Annotated in this window: 11 protein-coding genes; 7 read left to right on the forward strand and 4 right to left on the reverse strand. The window is 39.6% G+C overall.

The features are described 5' to 3' along the window. The first annotated feature begins 46 nt into the window (after nucleotides 1-46). Both NY10_RS02840 and addA read left to right on the forward strand, forming a co-directional pair. Nucleotides 47-3664, forward strand: a complete 3618-nt coding sequence (locus tag NY10_RS02840) for a PD-(D/E)XK nuclease family protein (protein ID WP_058918571.1) — start codon at nucleotides 47-49, stop codon at nucleotides 3662-3664. Next, the gene (gene addA, locus NY10_RS02845) at nucleotides 3661-7449 is read left to right on the forward strand and encodes a helicase-exonuclease AddAB subunit AddA (RefSeq protein WP_058918572.1); all 3789 of its coding nucleotides are present in this window, start codon (nucleotides 3661-3663) and stop codon (nucleotides 7447-7449) included. The genes NY10_RS02840 and addA overlap by 4 nt, the downstream gene beginning before the upstream one ends. A gap of 54 nt (nucleotides 7450-7503) precedes the next feature. Here the strand turns inward: addA and NY10_RS02850 are convergent, their stop codons facing one another. The 4 genes from NY10_RS02850 to NY10_RS02865 form a co-directional block, all read right to left on the reverse strand. Next, nucleotides 7504-8718, reverse strand: a complete 1215-nt coding sequence (locus NY10_RS02850) for a putative glycoside hydrolase (RefSeq protein ID WP_082664158.1) — start codon at nucleotides 8716-8718, stop codon at nucleotides 7504-7506. Then, the gene (locus tag NY10_RS02855) at nucleotides 8715-9578 is read right to left on the reverse strand and encodes a polysaccharide deacetylase family protein (RefSeq protein ID WP_058918573.1); all 864 of its coding nucleotides are present in this window, start codon (nucleotides 9576-9578) and stop codon (nucleotides 8715-8717) included. Before NY10_RS02855 ends, NY10_RS02850 begins: the two co-directional genes overlap by 4 nt. Nucleotides 9579-9605: 27 nt before the next feature. Continuing rightward, complete coding sequence (locus NY10_RS02860; RefSeq protein WP_058918574.1) at nucleotides 9606-10247, reverse strand: YkyA family protein; 642 nt, start codon at nucleotides 10245-10247, stop codon at nucleotides 9606-9608. Nucleotides 10248-10606: 359 nt separating this feature from the next. Next, entirely contained in the window at nucleotides 10607-10846 is a 240-nt protein-coding gene (locus NY10_RS02865; RefSeq protein WP_058918575.1) for a hypothetical protein, read from the reverse strand. Between the two features lie 190 nt (nucleotides 10847-11036). Here NY10_RS02865 and lspA point away from each other — a divergent pair, with 190 nt between their 5' ends. From lspA to pyrC, 5 genes are all read left to right on the forward strand, one after another. Continuing rightward, on the forward strand, nucleotides 11037-11504 hold the full coding sequence (gene lspA / locus NY10_RS02870; RefSeq protein ID WP_058918576.1) for a signal peptidase II: 468 nt from the start codon (nucleotides 11037-11039) through the stop codon (nucleotides 11502-11504). Nucleotides 11505-11544: 40 nt separating this feature from the next. Continuing rightward, nucleotides 11545-12453, forward strand: coding sequence for an RluA family pseudouridine synthase (locus NY10_RS02875; protein ID WP_058918577.1), 909 nt, complete (start codon nucleotides 11545-11547; stop codon nucleotides 12451-12453). Nucleotides 12454-12719: 266 nt separating this feature from the next. Continuing rightward, a complete protein-coding gene (gene pyrR / locus NY10_RS02880) occupies nucleotides 12720-13226 on the forward strand; it encodes a bifunctional pyr operon transcriptional regulator/uracil phosphoribosyltransferase PyrR (protein ID WP_058920215.1) in 507 nt (168 codons plus the stop codon). Nucleotides 13227-13507: 281 nt separating this feature from the next. Then, complete coding sequence (locus tag NY10_RS02885) at nucleotides 13508-14434, forward strand: aspartate carbamoyltransferase catalytic subunit (protein WP_058918578.1); 927 nt, start codon at nucleotides 13508-13510, stop codon at nucleotides 14432-14434. A 43-nt stretch (nucleotides 14435-14477) separates the two neighbouring features. After that, the gene (gene pyrC, locus NY10_RS02890) at nucleotides 14478-15773 is read left to right on the forward strand and encodes a dihydroorotase (protein WP_058918579.1); all 1296 of its coding nucleotides are present in this window, start codon (nucleotides 14478-14480) and stop codon (nucleotides 15771-15773) included.

Here is a 15773-nt window from a genome sequence, read left to right on the forward strand (position 1 = left end):
TGTTAAAATAAGAGCATAGAATAGTTAAAGAAGAGGTGAATCACCAATGGGATTACAATTTATATTAGGTCGCGCCAATCGTGATAAACGGGGTATCATGTTAGATGAGATTGCTGAAACATTGGCCACAAATAAACACGCCAATATATTCTATTTGGTACCCGATCATATTAAATTTGAAGCTGAAATGACGGTCTTAGAAAATTTAGGGAAAATGCCGCCTTTTGATAAAAAGCCCCTAATGGGTATGATGCATTTACAAGTTTTTAGTTTTAGTCGATTGGCTTGGTTTTGGCTGCAAGATACCGATACATTTGTTAAACCTCAATTGACCGCTTCAGGGTTATCGATGTTAGTGAGGAAATTGTTGATCCAATACGAGGAAGAGTTGACCATATACCGAGGGGAAGTCCGTAAAACAGGATTTGTTCAGCAAATGACAGCTCTCTTTATGGAGCTGAGGACTGGTCGTATTACACAAGATGACTTAGCTCATTTATTGATGAATTTAGGTTCAACACCCAAAGAGTCGGATTTTCGTTTAAAACTACAGGATATCTCACTACTTTATCAAGCCTTCGATGCTGCTCTAGTCGGAAAATACATTGAAACTGAAGATATCTTGACCGCATTGACCCAAAAACTGGAAGAATTGGATCTATCTGAAACCACGGTTTATATTGAAAGCTTTTTTCGGTTTACAGCTCAAGAACAAGCTCTTATCTTAGCTTTGATGAAAAAAGCCAAGCAGGTGACCGTTGCTTTGACGCTTGACAAAGGTTACCCTACTGAAAAACCAGAGCTGCATGAATTATTTCAAGCAGCCGGAGAAACGTATTATCATTTGTATCAAGCAGCTCGTTCTGAAAATATTCCAGTCGCTCCTGATCGAATAATCCGCCAGCTGAACGCATCTTATTGTGAAGAGTTGAATCAATTAGAAGACTTTTGGGTCGAAACTAGCAAATTGTCCCCTGTCGATCATAATCGTTCAAAGGAACAAATTTCAATGGAAGACTGTATCGAAGTCTGGGCTGGTGAGAATAAACAAGCAGAAGTTGAGCATGTAGCGAAAGAAATTCGGAAAATGGTAAAAAGTGGAGACTATCGTTACCAAGATATTTTAGTATTGACCCGAAACATTGAAGATTATTTAACGATTTTAGAGCCTATTTTTAGTGAGAATGGAATCGTGACTTTTATTGACAGCGCGGATTTGATGAACCAACATCCCCTGGTGGAATTTTTAGATACTTTATTGTCCATCAAACGCAGAAATTGGCGTTATGCAGATATTATGCGATTTTTACGAACCGAATTACTGGTTCCGCAAACACACAACGATTTACCAGCTGAGCGAAGCGCACGTGTGGCTGTTCTTCAACAGCAAGTCAATGCCTTTAGAGAAGAAATTGATGTCACAGAAAACGTTGTTTTAGCCTATGGGTATGAAGGACATCAATGGACGATGAAGAAACCATGGCATTACACACGATTTAATTATGAAGACGGCGATTTCCAATCCGATTCCGATCAACGCATTGAACAAATCGCTAACACGGTACGGACGTTCTTAAAAGATACATTGTTGCCTTTTTACCAACGATTAGAAGGTGCTGAAACGAGCGGAGAAGCCGCAAAAATCTTATACATTTTCTTAGAAAAAATAGGCGTCGACAAACAACTTTCTTTTTGGCGAGATCAAGCGGTTGAGCAAAATGATTTAGAGACTGCTAAAAAACATGAACAAACTTGGCAAACGTTCTTACAACTGTTAGATGAATATGTAGAAGTACTAGGAGATGACCCTTTTGATTTAGAGAGTTTCCAAACAATCCTAGCTTCAGGTTTTGAGAATGCTTCATACAGCATCGTACCTCCCAGTATCGATCAAGTAACCTACTCCGGACTGGAAAGTACGCGTATTGGAACAGCAAAAGTAACGTTTTTATTAGGAATGACAGATGTCCATCTTCCTGCAAAAAATGAAAATAAAACGATTCTGACCGAAGAAGACCGCAGTGTTTTTGCTGATTTTTTAGATCCTACCAAGTATTTAAAACCTAACGTGGAATCGATGATGGCTTCTGAACCGTTTATTGCTTATGAAGCATTTTTGAATTCATCAGAAAAACTCATTATGACGTATCCCACCAGTAATGACTCCAAGGAAAGTCCTAAACTCTCTCCTTATGTAGATCGAATCGTCAAAGGCTTCGATATTCCGATCCAAGCCAAAGTCGGAGAAGCTAGTTCGTTAAGCTCACCGGCTAATGCTGAATTACTTGATTTTATCGGAACCCAACGCAGCACATTAAGCCAGTTGTTATTGGTTTTACGTAAAGAACAAGATCAAAAAGGACAGTTATCGCCTTTTTGGATGGGATTATATCAGTACTTTAAACGAACGAAAGCCATTGCGCCAACCTTTAATCACTTACTGGTCAGTTTAGTGAAAAAAAATATACCTCATCCTTTGAAAGCCGACATTGCTACTGCTTTATACGGCAAAGATTTGTACTTGTCTGTTTCTCGTTTAGAAACATTTTATGCGGACCATTACGCGCATTTTCTGCAGTACGGTTTACGCTTAAGAGAAAGAGACGTGTTCGGACTATCACCAGCAGGAACAGGAGAATTTTTCCATGATGCTTTAGATCAATTGTTTAAATCTCTTTTGAGCCGCGATCTGCGTTTCCATAAATTAGATCAGGAGACAGTGAATGCTATTACGAACGAAGTATTGGAGTCTCTCTACGGAAAGTCTAAATTCGCTATTTTATCAGCTTCTAACCGCATGAAGTTTATTCGCGACCAATTAGGCCAAACGGTTAGAAGGATGGCTTGGGCCCTCGGCAATCAAAGCAGAAGAACAAATATGAGGAATGTCCAGACAGAAGTGCTCTTTGGGCAACTAGCGAACCAAAAAGGAATCGAAGGACTGTCTTTTCCATTAAATAACGGAGGAAAATTATACATTCGCGGTAAAATCGACCGTGTAGATACCGTAGAAATCGACCATCAGCACTACCTTAGCGTTGTAGATTATAAATCAAGTGCTCATGCCTTTAACTACCAAGATGCCTATTATGGATTAGCGATGCAAATGATTACCTATTTGGACACGGCGATTGCAAATGCACCTCGACTCATTGGTCATGAAGCAAAACCAGCAGGGGCTTTTTATCTACACGTTAAAAATCCCTTCATCAAAGGCGATAAACTGGTAGATGAACAAGCTTATACCAATGAACTGTTGAAACAGTTCAAATTGGATGGCCTTTTATTAGAAGAAGAAGACTTACTATTGGCGTTAGATCCGACTATTGAGCCGTCGACTGCTTCTTTCATTTATCCATTTAACCAATTGAAAAATGAAACACTTAAATCACGAAAATTTGTCACTCTTGATGAAATGGCCGCTTTACGAAAACACAATCAGAAATTGATTTTGGACGCTGGAAACAAAATCATGGATGGCGTTACCACGCTCAATCCTTTTTATGAAAAACGGCAATTTATTTCTTCAGTTAATGGCGAATTACGAGCTGTTTCTCAATTTGATGCGATGCTTCCTGAAAACAATTATCGTCGAATGGAAAAATTATCGCGTGAAGAAATTCTAGAAAAAATGCAGCATGAGGAAGAGGAGGAAGAAGAATGAGTCTTATTCCAATCAAACCGGAAAACAGCCGCTTTACAGATGGCCAATGGCAAGCTATTTATGAAGCGGGGCACAATATTCTGGTCTCTGCTTCTGCTGGTTCAGGAAAAACAACGGTTTTAGTCCAGCGGGTGATTGAAAAAATCAAAGCAGGAACAAATGTTGATGAGTTGTTGATCGTAACTTACACTGAAGCAGCAGCCAGAGAAATGAAAGAACGCATACAAACGGCGATTCAGCAAGCTGTTACTAACGAAAGCGAGCCGGATGAAAAACGACATTTGATTCGTCAATTATCTCTATTATCACAAGCATCGATCAGTACCTTGCATGCGTTTTGTTTACAAGTGATTCGACGCTATTATTATCTAATTGATTTAGATCCTGTTTTTCGTTTGTTAACAGATGAAACAGAAATCCTCCTATTGAAAGAAGACGTTTGGGAAGAGGTCAGAGAAGAGCTTTATGGGGAAGAAACGAGCTTTTTTAAAGAATTAGCTGGTGCGTACTCCAATGACCGAAGCGACACGGGTCTAACGGAATTGATTTTTTCTTTGTATGAGTTTTCTAGAGCCAATCCTAATCCTGCTGAGTGGCTGGAACGCTTATCCGAATTATATACAGTAGACCAAACTTCTTTTGGTGATGACATATTGTACCAAGAGTTATTAAAACCTCAAATATCAGATATTCTAGTAAGTTTAATTGAACTTTCTGAAACTGCAGAAAAATTAGGGGAAGGTACAGAGGAGCTAAGCACTCAAACTGAAATTGTTGCGCGTGAAGCCGCACACTTGAAAGAGCTAATAACATTTATTCAAGAAGATAATTATGAAGCAGCTTATCAAACGGTTGAAGCTTTTGAATTTGTTCGTTGGAAAGCCGTCAAAAAAGCAACGGATGAAGCGATAAAAGAAGTTGGCAGCGACATGAAAGAATTACGTGACCAAGTTAAAAAACGGTACAGCGAAATGCAGCTTTCTTATTTTACCACACCTCTGGAGAAGCAGATCGACATTATGAAACAAGCAGCACCGCTTGTTGATGAAATGGCGCGTGTTACAAATGTCTTTACAGAAGCTTATCGCGCTCGTAAAAGCGAACGGAACTTGTTGGATTTCAATGACTTGGAACATTTAACTTTACAGATCCTGGCCCGCTATGAGAATGGTCAGTGGTCAGCGACCGAAGCCTCACAGCATTACAAAGAGAAATTCAAAGAAGTGATGGTTGATGAATACCAAGATATCAATCAATTACAAGAAAACATTTTGCATTGGCTTGTACAAGATCTTTCACAAGCCGGCAATCTATTTATGGTTGGCGATGTGAAGCAATCGATTTATTCTTTTCGTTTAGCCGATCCAGGTTTATTCTTATCAAAATATGAACGATATGGTCAGCAAGAAGGCGGAGAACGGATTATTTTAGCCGAGAATTTCCGTTCTCGGGGAGAAGTACTCCAGTTCACCAATTTCATATTTGAACAATTGATGGATAAAGCTGTGGGGCAAATGGACTATGACGAATCAGCCAAACTTATCCAAGGGTTTACAGCATTTCCTGAAATGAATCAGCATGAAACAGAACTGCTGATTTACGAAAAAGGAATAGATACCCCCGGAGAAACCGAAGAAGAACCATTGGAGCGGGATATGCGGATCGATGATAAAACAGAAGGTGAGTTACTGATGGTTGGCCAAAAGATTCAACAATTGATTCGAGAAGAGTTTCCAATTTACGATAAAAAAACCAAGATGAATCGGCCCATTCGTTATCAAGATATCGTTTTACTCACACCCACTAAAAAAAATAATTTAGTCTTGCTGGAGGTTTTTAAACAGCTTGCCATTCCGTTACAAGTCAACGACACACAAAATTACTTCCAAACAACCGAGATCACCATCATGATGTCATTATTAAAAGTAATTGATAATCCTTACCAAGATATTCCGTTAGCTGCTGTATTGCGTTCGCCGATTGTTGGCTTAAATGAAAATGAATTAGCTTCCATTCGCATCAGCCAAAAAACAGGCGACTATTATGAAGCACTGTTGGCTTTCCATGCCAGCTATTCCGGATCAGATAAAGCCAGCCGATTTACGACTGTGCTTTACCACAAAGTTCAAGTCTTTTTAAATCGTTTAACGAAATGGCGTGAAGAAGCCCGCAGAAACCATTTAGTAGATTTGATTTGGTCTATTTATGAAGATACTCATTTTCTGGACTATGTCAGCGGTATGAGCTCAGGAAGACAGCGGAAAGCTAATTTACATGCTTTATATGAACGTGCAGCCAGTTATGAAAAAACCAGCTTTAAAGGACTCTTCCAATTTGTCCGCTTTATCGAAAAAATGCAAGACAAAGATAAAGATCTAGCTGAACCAACCGCCATCACTACCGATGAAGATGCGGTTCGCGTAATGACGATCCACGCAAGCAAGGGGTTAGAATTTCCGGTTGTGTTTGTGCTGGATCTGACTAAACGGTTTAATTTACAAGACATCCGCAAAGGGTATTTATTCAATGAAGAATACGGGGTCGGAACAGACTTTAAAGACCTAGAACGCCGTATCCGATACCAAACACTGCCAGAGATCGCCTTAAAAGTTGAAAAGAAAAACAAATTGTTGTCAGAAGAAATGCGAAAATTGTATGTAGCTCTGACAAGAGCTGAAGAAAAGCTGTTTTTAGTCGGTTCCTACAAAAATGAAGAAGCGGCTTGGAAAGAGTGGGGAGTCGTCGCTGCTCACCAAGCAACTGTTCTGCCAAACGATATACGGTTTACTGCTAACAGTTTAATGAAGTGGGTGGGCTTAGCATTAGTCCGGCATCCAGACAGTCAAAATGATTACTTGTCTGTCACTGCTAAAAATGGCTCGATCAGCCAGCATCCGGCTAAATTTTCCATTCATTTCTATAATGAAACGATGATCCAACAACAAATGATTCAACAAGATCTAGTACCTGATGAACAGTGGATTGAAAAATTAGATACAGCTATTTCAAAAAATGAACAAACAAAACAAGAGTATCCATTATTAAACGAAGCCATTGCTTTAATGGATTACCAATACCGCTATGAAAGTGCAACGCATACCACCAGTTACCAATCCGTTTCTGAAATCAAACGCTTGTTCGAAGAACCGGACGATGGTCAAATGGTTAAAATTGATATCAATCAGCCGCGGAATCAAAATCGTTATATAGAAGATACCTTGGCCCGGCCGAAGTTCATGGCTGAAATGACAGCACCTACCAGTGCAGAAATCGGCACCGGCACTCACCTTGTGATGCAGTCGATTGATTTGAGCGTTCCAGTAACAGTGGAGACAGTCAACGAGTTGATTGCAGACTTGATCAGACGGGGAATGCTGCAGCACGAAATTGCTGAAAAAATTGAAGTTGGAAACATCTTACGCTTCTTCCAAACAACCATTGGACAATTGCTTCTGGCTCATCCGAATCATGTGCATAGAGAAGCGCCTTTTTCATTGCTGTTAGCAGCAGAAACTATTTTTACGGATTTAGAAGAAGCAGCAGAAGATAAAATTCTTGTCCATGGTATCGTTGATGGGTATCTTGAATTTGATAAGGAACTGATCCTTTTTGATTATAAAACCGATCAAGTAGCTCGTTACGGTCGCGATGCTGGAGAAAAAATGTTAGAAAAGTACAAAGGGCAAATGAATCTTTATCGAATGGCTTTGGAATCTATTTTAGATAAGCCGGTTACGGCAGCCTATCTGTGTTTATTAGCGAGTGGAGAAATCATCACTATTTGATTCTTCCTAAAGAAAAAACCACTCATCGAAAATAATTTCGATGAGTGGTTTTTTTTAATTAAAATTGTAGTTAACGCCAGGGGTATAGGTATTGTTTGCATCCCATAATAAGAATTCATCTACACCGGCTTCATGCAACGCTTTGACTTGATCTTCTACTTGCGGTGCGCCGTAATTCATATAATTTCCAGCACCTAAATAAGAAGCTGTAAAGTCTTGCAACCATGGTCGTGATTGTGGTGGCGTATCTAAACCGCCTAACAGTTCGTTCTCAACTTTCATGTATTCAGAGACTAGCTTGTAAGGTTCTAAATCAGGTTTTCCAATACCAAAATACGAGCCCCAGTGACTTGGGTAAATCATTGAAGAAATAACATCAACGTTTTCCGATATTTTACTGAAGTTTTGGCCAATACCAGGAGCTTCCGGTACGGTAGCAGCATAACCAAAAATATCGACAGAAACTTCAACACCATAAGGTTTTAGTTCTTCACGAGCGTATTTGACAAAGTCAGTGACGGCTTCAACACGTTGTTGAACTTCATCCAAGTTCTTCGTATCGTAATCTCCGTGTGTGTAATCTAAAGAATCGCTTTGAGTCTCAAAACCTTCTGGGAACCGCACGTAATCAAATTGGATTTCTTTGAATCCCATTTTAGCCGCTTGTTTAGCGACTTCAACGTTGTAGTCCCAAACTTCTTTAGAGAAGGGGTTGACAAAAGCATCGCCATTGCTGTTTTTCCAAACACTGCCATCTGCACGTTTAAAAGAGAGGTCTGGTCTAGCTTCGGCAAGCAACGTGTCTTTAAAGACAACAATACGCCCGATTGGATAAATTTCATCTTTTTCTAACTGCTTCAACATAGCTTGTGGATCGGTTACGTAATCTTGTGTACTTTGTTGGACGATTTCATTTTCAGAACCAATATCCATGGTCATGCTTCCTTCATCATCTTTAACATCGATGACCATTGAGTTCAAACCACTGGATTTGACAAAATCCGTCAATTCAGCCATTTTATCTGTTCCGCCAGCTGAATAAGCTGTTACGTAGATGCCTTTAACGCCTTTTTCAGGATAAGGGATGTCAATTCCTGAATCGTAAGCAAATTGCGCCGGAAATTTTTCTGGAATGCTTAATAAAGGCTGATCATTGATTGCGATGGGTTCTTTTTGTTCCGTTTCCTCTGCTTGTACCGCAAAAGGCATGCTTAGGAAGAAGGCTGCACTTAATAGAAGTGTTCCTATCCATTTTTTATTGTTTTTCATTCGTTTGGTACCTCTCTTTCTGGTGATTCAAGTAAAGCAGGGTCGACCCAAGTATAGCCTTGATCTTTTAGACCTTCTGCAATGTCGACAGCTGCTTCATTGGTCCAAGTACGGTCATGCATCAACAAATTAGCTCCATCGTTTAAGTATTCAGTATGTAGCATAATATCGGTTAAAGCTGTTGCATCTTGATAATCGGCTTCCCAATCATAGCCATAGGTCCAAGTCATAGAAACCATTTTTTCTTCAGCCATTATTTCGTCTGTTGTATCCGTTGTGATACCAAATGGAGCACGGAAGAAACGAGGTTTTATACCGATAGCATCATAGATCAAATCGTTGGTTTCCAAAATTTCTTTCCGTTCTTCTTCAGGACTAAGCGTGCTTAAGTCAGGGTGAGTTTGAGTATGGTTCCCGATTTCAAAGCCCATATCATAAATTTCTTTCAATTTTTCTTTTCCTTCATCAGACTCGATGAACATCCCATTAATAAAGAAAATAGCGGGAGCGCCAATGTCTTTTAACTTGGTTGCAATTTCAACAGCATGCTCATCAGGAGCATCATCAAAGGTCAATAAAACGACTTTTGATTCATCATCGGCATTGATCGGTTCAATCACAGAATTCGCTGGATTTACACGGTATTTGTATGCGGCAGGCTGTTCTTCACTTTCTTTTACTGCTTCTTCAGAAGAGGTTTGTGATTCGCTCGTAGAATTAGCTGTTTCCGAACTAGATTGCATGGACTGGGTAAGTGCAGAGTCAGATGAGCTTTCTTTTGCGGATGAAGAATCGCTAGTTTGGCAGCCACTTAAAATCAAGGCGCTCATCAACGTTAACCCCATAATTGTTTGTTTCATTTTAGTATCACTCCTATAAGTTGTCGTTTATTTAGATGAATCGTTGACAGATTGTACAGCTTTTTCTGCTTCATTGCGTTGTTTATCCAATGCTTTAAATTGTTCATTTAGTTGTTGCAAAAGCTCTTTTGTTTTAGCGTCTTGTTCATTTAGTTTAGTGATGCCGTCTGTTAATGTTTCGTAGGTAGCATCTTCAGCAGCAAGCGATTTAAAATACTCTTCTTCTTCGGATAATGATTTTTCATACTGGGTTGAATAAGTATCGAGAGAGTCGGTAAGGGTTCCCATTTCTTTAGTCAAAGCATCTATTTGCTCTTTGGGTACTTTATCACCATCATTTTCGGACAAATCCTTTTGAATGGTTTCTATTTCAGAGTTGGCTTCTTTAATAGTCGTTAGAGAAGTTGTGCGTGCTTCGATATTTTCAAAAACAGGAGAGCTGCCGTCTGAAAATTGGCTGGAGCTATTATCCTCAGCTAGACTGTCTTCAAACATTTTTTGTAAAGCTTTTTCTTGTTCTGTTATAGCATTTAACTCAGTCAGTACCGTTTTTTCTTCTGGTTCAATGGCTTCAATGCTTTTTGTAGCATCAGCAATTCCATCATTGGCGCAACCAGCTAAAAATAAAGACGTCGCTAAGGCATAAACCGTTTTGGATCGTTTCTTCATAAATATAAATCTCCTTTTATTATGTAGTCTATTGTCTTTACCACTGATTTTTAACCATCATTATGTAGTAAGAACATGCTTATTCTTATCCAACACCGTTACATAAGAACTCTATCAGTATATCAAAAGTAGGAATGTTACCCAAGAGATAACTCTTGTTTTCAGTATATTCCTTACGATTGAATAAAAAATTCCGTAAAAACAATCGTTTGTCTTTTCAAAAGCTGCTTTGAATTATATGAAGAGTGTAGGCAGGCTTGATAAAAAAGCAAAAAAAATAATCCACATCCATTAAATGGAGGGATTTTAAAAAAAGATAAAATAGACTGCAACTCTCATGGACGAATTGCTCAGTCTATTTATGCAATAGAATATAAACTTTTTTTAGCCGTTTCTTTGTTCGCGTACACTTGGAATTCACCAGCGTTGTAGCCGATTTCCAAGCCATTTTGATAATCTGAAGAATGAGCGTCAACAATGATGTAACGCATCAATACACGATTTTCGCTATCTTCTAAGTCTAAAGCCAACGGGTAATCATCATTTTTAAACAATAAACCTTTGATTTGCCAAACTTTTTCAATGGTTGCTTGATTCATAATAAATTCATCTCCTTTCTTTAACCTTTTACTATTTTACTCCTTTTTTATTTAAAAGCCAATAAAAAAGCTTAGAGATTTGTAAACCTTTCATTCTTCAACAAAATAAAAAACTATCACTTGGCTAGCATATCATGTAAAATGGGAGAAGACTAGATTTAGAAGATTATAAACAAAGCGAGGTACACCTATGTTTTTATATTATGTTTTAGCTGCTGTCATTATTGGCGTTGACCAATGGACAAAGTATTTGACTGTAGCCCATATTGATTTATATGAGGTCGTCGAAGTTATTCCAGGTGTTTTATCATGGATGTACATTCGGAATACCGGCGCAGCTTGGAGTATTTTAGAAGGAAAAATGTGGTTTTTCTATCTGGTAACCATTGTCGTCGTCGGAGTAGTGGTCGTTTATTTACAAAAATATGGAAAGAATAGCCGTTTGCTGTCGATCGCATTGGCTTTTATTTTGGCCGGATCCATTGGCAACTTTATCGATCGCCTGCGTGTCGAATACGTTATCGATATGGTTCGTCTAGAATTTATTAACTTTCCAATCTTTAATGTCGCGGACATGGCATTGAGCATCGGTGTCGTACTGATGATCCTTTATGTCTTTCTCGATGAAAAAAAACAAAAAAAGAACAGTCCAGGTTAAACGCTTATGTCAAACCTGATCATTAAAAAGGAGTTTTTGTATGTCTCAAGCATATCAGTTTACAATAGAAAATGAAAAAGGGCGATTAGACAAAGTTCTTGTCGAATTGCTGCCTGACAAAACACGTTCCCATGTTCAGCAATGGATTAAAGAAGGAGATGTTTTGGTCAATAACGCTTCGACGAAGCCAAATTATCAAGTCCAACCAGGGGATGCCATCACGATCACTGAGCCAGAGCTTGTCCCTTTAGACGTTCAAGCTGAAAATATCCCTCTTGATATCGTTTATGAAGATAAAGATGTCGTAGTGGTCAACAAACCACAAGGATTAGTCGTACATCCTTCCGCTGGTCACCAAACAGGTACACTAGTAAATGCGTTGATGTATCAAGTAAAAGATTTATCTGGAATCAACGGAACCATCCGTCCGGGTATCGTACACCGAATCGATAAAGACACAAGCGGCTTATTGATGGTTGCTAAAAATGATTTTGCTCATGAAAAACTAGCAACTCAGTTGAAAGACCGCACTTCTTTAAGAGAATACATTGCTTTAGTCCATGGTGTAATACCCCATGACAAAGGTACGATAGATGCTCCTTTAGGTCGTTCAAAAGCAGACCGTAAAAAACAAGATATCATCCAAGACGGACGTCCGGCAGTGACCCATTTCCGCGTTTTAGAACGGTTTAAAGATTTCACCCTTGTTTCGTTGAAATTAGAAACAGGCCGAACGCATCAAATTAGAGTGCATATGAAATACATTGGTTATCCATTGGCAGGAGATCCTATCTATGGTCCGCGAAAAACGTTAGCAGGAAATGGCCAATTTTTACATGCTAAAGTCCTTGGATTTAAGCATCCGCGTACTGGGGAATTTTTAACTTTTGAAGCACCTTTACCTGCATTGTTTGAAGAAACTCTTGCTGAGTTAAGAGAAAACCGTTGACTTTTCATGCGGGACACGGTAAAGTCTTTGGAGATAGAAAAACAAGTAATCCTTTAATCCTAGTCCTGTGAGACTAAGAAGGAGCAGACACGTATGAGCGAAGACTAGCTAGTTTTTAAAACAGTCAACCTCAGAATGCCCTCTTACTCAATAGGTAAGAGGGCATTTTTTATCGCTAAACAGAAAAAATTAATTATATGCTGGTACTGAAGGAGGAGTAAAGGACATTGATTAAATCTGAAGTAGAAGTAGTAGATGAAAATGCTATGAAACGTGCTTTGACACGGATCACATATGAAATTATTGAACAAAATAAAGGTATTGAAAACTTGATACTGGTCGGCATCAAAACACGAGGCATTTACCTTGCTAAGCGGATCGCTGAACGAATGCAGCAACTTGAAGGAGTTGCGGTACCAGTCGGTGAATTAGACATTTCGTTGTACCGCGACGATGTCCACACTAGTGAGGACCGCGAACCTGAAGTCAAAGGAACGGATATTCCTGTTTCTATTGAAGGCAAGCAAGTCATTTTAATTGACGATGTTTTGTATACAGGCCGCACGATCCGGGCAGCATTAGATGCTTTAATGGATATCGGACGTCCTGGGAAGATCTCATTAGCCGTCTTAGTCGATCGAGGACATCGAGAATTGCCGATTCGCGCTGATTTTGTAGGAAAGAACATCCCAACATCATTGGAAGAACAAATCAAAGTCGCGGTCGAAGAAATCGATGGGGCAGATCACGTGATGATTCAGAAATTAACTTAAATCAAAGTGAAACTTTAATTGAGTCCAGAGAGACACAAAAGGTCACGACTATAAACCAGCAAGCTGGGAGCCGTCTGCTCCTATACTGTTGGGCTATTATCGAACCTAAAGGTCTCTAAGATCTTTAGGTTCTTTTTATTTGCCCTCAGCAACCACCAAACACTAAGCAGTGAGGCATAATAGAGAACCGGCTCAAATCTACCTAAGACAATTAAACTGAATTCAAGGGCTTTAAGGAACTAACCGGTTACTGAAGTACAAAAAACAAGGGGGACTATAAAATGGGTGGAGTCATCGAAAGCATTCAATTAGAACATTTTGTTTCAGTCGAAGCATTAACGAACGAAGAAGTACTAGCTCTGATCGGTCGTGCTGGTGAATTTAAAAAAGGAGTTCATCCTTCGTATGACGATAAGAAATATGCTGTTAACCTGTTTTTTGAAAACAGTACACGGACACATAAAAGTTTTGAAATGGCTGAAAATAAAATGGGAATCAAAGTCATCGATTTTGAACCTTCGACAAGCAGTGTAACAAAAGGAGAGAGCTTATACGATACCGTACTGACGATGTCAGCTATTGGAGTAGATGTCGCGGTTATTCGCCACCCATCAGAGGCTTTCTATTCTGAATTGATCGCTAGTCCTACGATTACCTGTTCAATCATCAATGGCGGCGATGGTGCAGGACAACACCCGAGTCAATGCCTGTTAGATTTAATGACGATTTATGAAGAGTTTGGTTATTTTGAAGGTCTAAAAGTTGCAATTGTTGGCGATTTAACTCATTCTCGAGTTGCGCGATCAAACATGCAGATGTTGAAACGCCTTGGAGCTACACTATACTTCTCCGGTCCGCCTGAATGGTACGATGAATCGTTTGATCAATATGGACAATACGTTCCAATGGATGACCTGATCAAAATAGTTGACGTGATGATGTTGCTGCGCATTCAACATGAGCGGCATGAAACGTACGGAAACTTTTCTAAACCTGCTTATCTAACAATGTACGGCTTAACAGAAAGCAGAGAAAGCAAGATGCTGGACCACGCCATTATTATGCACCCTGCTCCGGTTAACCGCGATGTTGAACTGCAAAGTACTTTACTGGAATGTCCACGGGCGCGAATCGTGGCTCAAATGGCTAATGGCGTCTTTACAAGAATGGCCATCTTAGAAGCAGTATTGGCTGGTCAAAAAGGGTAGAATAGTATTGAATAGAAATAAAGAAAGCTAATGAGGGATAAAAATGACACTATGGATCAAAAATGCAACCACGATAGATCAACAAGGGAATCTTAACTTAACCGAACTAGTGATTAAAGAAGACAAGATTGCTGCAATAGGGGATGATGTAGCTTCTTTAATCAAAGGGAAAACAGAACCGGAGAACATCATTGATGCTAAAGGAGCTTTACTGACTCCGGGTCTGATCGATGTTCATGTTCATTTAAGAGAACCAGGTTTTTCTTACAAAGAAACCATTAAAACAGGTACGGAGGCAGCGGCAAGAGGCGGATTCACTACCATTTGCGCAATGCCAAACGTAAACCCGGAACCGGATACGCCTGAAAAAATGCTGGCTCTTCAGGAAAAAAATAAAGCGGATGCGGTTATCAAAGTATTGCAATACGCTCCAATTACTAAAGGGCTGCGCAGCGATCATTTAACCGATCAAAAAGCTTTAATTGCTGCAGGAGCATTTGCCTTCACCAATGATGGAGTCGGAGTGCAATCAGCTGGGACCATGTATTTAGCAATGAAAGAAGCCGCTAAAAATAATGTAGCGATCGTGGCCCATACAGAAGATGATTCTTTATTGTTTGGCGGCGTGATGCACGAAGGCAAGCGTTCACGTGAACTGGGTTTGCCAGGGATCTTAAACATCACTGAAGCGAGCCAAATTGCACGTGACGTTTTGATCAGTGAGGCAACTGGAGCGCATTACCACGTTTGTCATGTTTCAACAAAAGAAAGTGTCCGAGTTATCCGCGATGCCAAGAAAGCCGGCATCCATGTAACGGCTGAAGTCGCGCCTCATCACTTGATTCTGACAGAAGAGGATATTCCTGGAGATACTAGTCTGTATAAAATGAATCCTCCTTTAAGAAGCAAAGAAGACCGTGCGGCTTTAATTAAAGGTTTACTTGATGGTACAATTGATATGATCGCTACAGATCATGCACCGCACAGCAAAGAAGAAAAAGAAGGCAGCATGATTGGATCTCCATTTGGGATCGTCGGAAGCGAAACAGCCTTTTCTTTACTTTATACACACTTGGTTGAAACAGGCATTTTCACATTGAAACAAGTGGTTGACTGGTTAACCGTTCAACCGGCCAAAATATTCAACTTGGATAGCGGTATTTTAGCGGTTGGCAAACAAGCTGATTTAGCCTTGTTTGATTTAACTACTGCCAAAGACATTCGAGAAGAAGACTTTTTGTCGCTGTCAGCCAATACACCTTTTATTGGCTGGAAAGTAAAAGGCACGACTGTTATGACGATCGCAGATGGAAAGATTGTATATGAGGAGGTAATTTAA

Source organism: Carnobacterium sp. CP1 (genome assembly GCF_001483965.1).
Lineage (GTDB): Bacteria > Bacillota > Bacilli > Lactobacillales > Carnobacteriaceae > Carnobacterium_A > Carnobacterium_A antarcticum.